The 4,928-nt window shown below is 62.0% G+C and carries 7 protein-coding genes; 4 read left to right on the forward strand and 3 right to left on the reverse strand.

The window, feature by feature from the left end; genetic code table 11:
* The coding region (locus EN742_RS24440) for an NAD(+) diphosphatase (protein WP_128333378.1) at window positions 1-304 on the forward strand (304 nt) is incomplete at its 5' end.
* 21 nt (window positions 305-325) lie between these two features.
* Entirely contained in the window at window positions 326-628 is a 303-nt protein-coding gene (locus EN742_RS24445) for a Dabb family protein (RefSeq protein ID WP_126056704.1), read from the forward strand.
* Window positions 629-679: 51 nt separating this feature from the next.
* On the opposite strand, the gene EN742_RS24450 is transcribed toward EN742_RS24445, so the two are convergent.
* A complete protein-coding gene (locus tag EN742_RS24450) occupies window positions 680-1,666 on the reverse strand; it encodes an aldo/keto reductase (RefSeq protein WP_245482336.1) in 987 nt (328 codons plus the stop codon).
* Window positions 1,667-1,753: 87 nt separating this feature from the next.
* On the opposite strand from EN742_RS24450, the gene EN742_RS24455 reads away from it, so the two are divergent.
* Window positions 1,754-2,596 carry a LysR family transcriptional regulator gene (locus tag EN742_RS24455; protein ID WP_127405940.1) on the forward strand — a complete coding sequence of 281 codons (843 nt, stop codon included), beginning with the start codon at window positions 1,754-1,756 and terminating at the stop codon, window positions 2,594-2,596.
* Window positions 2,597-2,606: 10 nt separating this feature from the next.
* On the opposite strand, the gene EN742_RS24460 is transcribed toward EN742_RS24455, so the two are convergent.
* On the reverse strand, window positions 2,607-3,470 hold the full coding sequence (locus EN742_RS24460; RefSeq protein WP_126056706.1) for a prephenate dehydratase: 864 nt from the start codon (window positions 3,468-3,470) through the stop codon (window positions 2,607-2,609).
* 10 nt (window positions 3,471-3,480) lie between these two features.
* Complete coding sequence (locus EN742_RS24465) at window positions 3,481-4,209, reverse strand: 3-deoxy-manno-octulosonate cytidylyltransferase (RefSeq protein WP_126056707.1); 729 nt, start codon at window positions 4,207-4,209, stop codon at window positions 3,481-3,483.
* 194 nt (window positions 4,210-4,403) lie between these two features.
* Here EN742_RS24465 and EN742_RS24470 point away from each other — a divergent pair.
* Window positions 4,404-4,928: cytochrome c family protein (locus EN742_RS24470; RefSeq protein WP_148670227.1), on the forward strand; the 525-nt coding region annotated here is incomplete at its 3' end.

The raw sequence follows: 4,928 nt of genomic DNA on the forward strand, positions 1-4,928 counted from the left end.
GGGCGAGACGATCGAGGCGGCGGTGCGCCGCGAGACGCTGGAGGAGGCCGGCATCCAGCTTGGCCGCGTCGTCTACCACGCCAGCCAGCCCTGGCCTTTCCCCTATTCGCTGATGATCGGGTGCTTCGGCGAGCCGCTCAACGACGACATCCAGGCCGACCTCAACGAGTTGGAAGACTGCCGGTGGTTTTTGCGCGACGAGGTGCGCCTGATGCTGGACAGGGCGCATCCTGGCAATCTGGTCACGCCGCCCAAGGGTGCGATCGCGCACCATCTCATCCGCGCCTGGGTCGATGCCGAATAGCTGAATGAGGGAAAGCGAAAGATGATCCGTCACACAGTCGTGTTCACGCTGAAGCATGCGCCGCATTCGCTGGAGGAAAAGCGCTTCCTCCATGACGCCAGGAAGATCCTGACCGGGATCAAGGGTGTCACGCATTTCGAGCAGTTGCGGCAGGTCAGCCCCAAGAACGACTACCGCTTCGGCTTCTCGATGGAGTTCGCCGACCAGGCTGCCTACACAAGGTACAACGAGCACCCCGACCACGTCGCTTTTGTCCGCGATCGCTGGGTGCCCGAGGTCGAGGCGTTCATGGAGATCGACTACGTGCCGCTCGGCTGGAGTTGATATCCAGTCACTGCGAACGACCGCGTTCGATCCAGAGTGGCCATTGCGAAGCTATCGAGCACGAAACTCACCTTCTGGCGGTCTTTGGAGAATGGTTTCGATCTCAGCCATCACGGTCTCCGACAGCGGCCCAAATTCCATGGCCGCGGCGTTCTCGACAGCCTGCTCGGGGGTTTTTGCGCCGGGGATGGGGTGAATGTTGCCACCTTTCGATAGCAGCCAGCACAAGGCACCCTGACCGAGCGTCCGCCCGCCAGCGGTGAGCAAATCGCGGATAGCATCAATCTGCTCTGTCAACTCGGAACGGGCGCGCGACGCTTCAAAATATACCTGCCAATCCGCGGGAACCGACCTGACGTCGTCTGGCGGAACGGTCCGTCCATCCGAGAATTTGCCTGTTAGCACGCCCATGGCGAGTGGCGACCGGGTCAGCTGCGCCAAACTGTTATCATATGCGGCTTTGCACATTGAGGGTGCATCGAAGAAAACGTTCATCGAGTGCTGGACCGTTGAAAAGCCGCTCCGGTCAGCGAACGCCTGGACGCTTGATGGAAAGTCGGTGCTCCAGCCGTAGCTTCGAATGTCTCCGGCTCGAACAAGCTGCTCCAAAACCTCAAACGCCGGTTCCGCATGTTCGATCGAGAGATCGTTCAAGTGGAGCAACATCACGTCGATGCCGTCTCGGCCCAGTCGGCGAAGGCTCTCACCAACCGACCAGCGCACATATTCGGGATCGAACCTAGAGCCAGTCATCTGGCGGGAGGCCGGATCGAAGGAATGGCCGAATTTCGACACGATAACTGCCTCCGAACGGCCTGAGAGCGCCTCGCCCAAAAGCTCCTCCGAGTGCCCGGCGCCATACACCGCCGACGTATCGAAGAGCCGAACTCCACCATCCCATGCCGCATGAATGGTTTTTACGGATTCGCGGTCGTCCGCGCCGGAATACCCGACCGGGGTCTCGCCTGACCAAAAGTGACCGCCGATTGCCCAGCAACCCATGCCAATGCGCGATCCCAAGTGAATTTTCGCTGCCATAAAATATGTTCTCCGCTGGCTGTCCGGTCTTGATATGGCGCCAGATCAATCTCAGATGGGAGTCTTCAAAAATGAAGAGGGTTTTGCATGAATGAAATGACTGTCGACTGGTCGGATCTGAGAATCTTTCTGGCAGTCGCGCGCGAAGGAAGCCTTTCATCCGCAGCGAAGGCTGTCGGCCAGAGTGCGGCAACGCTGAGCCGACATATCGTCGATCTTGAGCGGGCGTTGGGCGCCGAGTTGTTCTCTCGACTGCCATCCGGCTACGAGTTGACCGCAGCAGGTCGAGCGCTGACATCCCAGGCGGAGACCATTGAGCAGCGGTTCCTTGATATCACAAGGGCGTTTTCACGACGAAACGCGTCGGCGCCCATCCGTGTGTCCGCGGGCACCTGGATGACGTGGTACCTGGCCCGCAACATTGAGAAACTGGGCGTGACCGACCGGAGTATCGTCTTCAGCGCCGTTGAGGAGGTGCAGAACATCGGCAGGCGCGAGGCGTTGATCGGGATTCGAAATCGCAGGCCGTCCGAGCCAGGACTCGCGGCTCGCAGGACAAAGACCGTAGCATTTGCTCCCTATTCACACCCGAATGCCGTTCGAAAATCTGATTGGATCGCGGCTACGGTGAACACACCATCAGCAATCTGGGTGCGCGCCAACAAACGAGATCAAATCCGCTTTGAGGTCACTCAGCCGCGCTCACTCCTTGACCTCGCGCTTGCTGGCGCTGGCCATGTGGTGCTGCCCTGTTTCGTTGGCGACGCCCACACCGATCTGGTTCGCACGGATGACGTGATCGAGGAACTGTCACATGAACAATGGCTGGTGGTGCACGGCGATGATCGCAAGTTGCCGGAGGTGCGCGCGACGATCGACAAGATCGCACGGCTGATTGGCTCGGATCGAGCCTTCGACACCAAGCGTTGAAACGAGAGTGTTAGTCGGCCACCTTCCATTGCTCGCGCGACGCGCTTGCCGGATAGACGCCGAGGATGCGCATCTCACGCGAGAAGAAGCGCAGCTCGTCGAGCGCCAGCTTGACCAGCGGATCGTCCGGGTGACCCTCGATGTCGGCATAGAACAGCGTCGCGGTGAAGGCGCCGAGCTGGTAGCTCTCGAGCTTGGTCATGTTGATGCCGTTGGTGGCGAAGCCGCCCATCGCCTTGTAGAGCGCCGCCGGCACGTTGCGGACGCGGAAGATGAAGGTGGTCATCATCCTGGCGTCGGCCGAAGGGCGCTCGGCCCATTGCTTGTTCTTTGTCAGCACGACGAAGCGGGTTACGTTGCTGTCCGTGTCCTCGACGTTCTTCTCGATGATGTCGAGGCCGTAAAGCTCCGCTGCGAGCGCCGGCGCGAGCGCCGCCATGGTGCGGTCCTTGACCTCGGAGACCATCTTCGCCGAGCCCGCCGTGTCGCCGGCGACGACCGGCTTCCAGCCATTCTTGCGGATGTATTTGCGGCACTGGCCGAGCGCATGGATGTGGCTGTGCACGGTCTTGATCGCTTCGCGCTGCACGCCCGGCAGCACCATCAACTGGAAATGGATCGGCAGGAAATATTCGCCGACGATGTGCAGCCGCGATTCCGGCAGGAGATGATGGATGTCGGCGACACGGCCGGCGATCGTGTTCTCGATCGGGATCATGGCGAGCTCGGCCTTGCCGGTCTCGACCGCGACGAAGGCATCCTCGAAGGTCGGGCACGGCAACGGCTCCATCGACGGGAACATGTTGCGGCAAGCAGTGTCGGAATTGGCGCCCGGCTCGCCCTGGAAGGATATTCTGTTGGTCTTTTCAGGCATGCCTAATATCTCAGGTTGAAAGGATTTCCCTGGCGCGCTCCAGGTCGTCGGGCGTGTCGACGCCGAGCGGCACGGATTGCACGATCTCGGCATCGATGCGCATGCCGGCCTCCAGCGCCCGCAACTGCTCCAGCCGCTCGCGTCGTTCCAGCGGCGACGGCTTCAGCGCGACGAAGCGCTCCAGCGCGGCACGCCGATAGGCGTAGAGGCCGATATGGTGATAGAGCGGCCCCTCGCCCCAGGGCGCGGTGGCGCGGGAGAAATAGAGCGCCCTGAGCCGTGTCGCAGACAGCGGCGAGCCGACGATCTTGACGACGTTCGGATTGGTCTTCTCCTCGTCGCGGACGATCTCGACGCCGAGTGTGGCGATGTCGACCGATTTGTCCTCGAGCGGCCTCAGCGACGCGCGGATGATCTGCGGATCGATGGTCGGCAGGTCGCCCTGCACGTTGACGATGGTTTCGACCTTTTTCTCCGGATCGAGCACTGTTAGCGCCTCGAAAATGCGGTCGGAGCCGGACTGGTGATCGTCACGGGTCATCACGGCCTCAAAGCCGTGCGCGCGCACGGCCTCCGCCACGGCCTCGGTGTCTGTCGCCACCACGACCCGGCCAAGCCCGGCCTCGGCGCCGCGGCGGGCGACATGGACGATCATCGGCACGTCAAAAATGTCGGCCAGCGGCTTGCCCGGCAGGCGGGTCGAGGCCATGCGGGCCGGGATCAGGATGAGCGTTGACATCGGTGCGACGGGGCGTTGCAAAAGAGGGCTGGCGAAAGTGGCAAAAGGTCTCACTGGAAGCGCCCTTATAGGTGTTGCAACGCCGGAGCAAAAGACCTAGTTTCCGCCCGATTTGACCGGGCTGAGAGGTCGGTTCTGGACACCGACGGACGGAGTGGACGGATCGGTCCGCCGGAAAAGGGAGCAAGGGGCGTATGGATTCCAACGAAGTCAACAAGCTGCTCGCCGGTCTCCTTGGCACCGTCTTTGTCGTCTTCTCGGTCGGCATCGTCTCCGACGCGCTGTTTGCGTCGCCCGCGCCCGAGAAGCCCGGCTTCGCCATCGAGGCGGCAGAGCCCGCCGAAGGCGCCGCCGCCGCCCCGGCCGCGGAAGCCAAGCCGATCGCCGACCTGCTCGCCACCGCCAATGTCGAGGCGGGCGCGGCCGTGTTCAAGAAATGCCAGGCCTGCCATTCCGGCGAGAAGGGTGGTCCGAACAAGGTCGGCCCCGATCTCTGGGACATTATCGACCGACCCGTCGCCGAGCATGAGGGCTTCGCCTATTCAGCCGGCATGAAGGATTTTTCCAAGGGCGGCGCCGAGAAGTGGACGTACGACAACCTCAACCATTTCATCACTTCGCCGAAGAAGTTCGTCAAGGGCACGGCGATGGGCTTTGCCGGCCTGCCGAAGGACGAGGACCGCGCCAACGTGATCGCCTATCTGCGTACGCTGTCCGAC

Origin of the sequence: Mesorhizobium sp. M4A.F.Ca.ET.020.02.1.1 (assembly GCF_004022645.1) — a bacterium.
Lineage (GTDB): Bacteria > Pseudomonadota > Alphaproteobacteria > Rhizobiales > Rhizobiaceae > Mesorhizobium.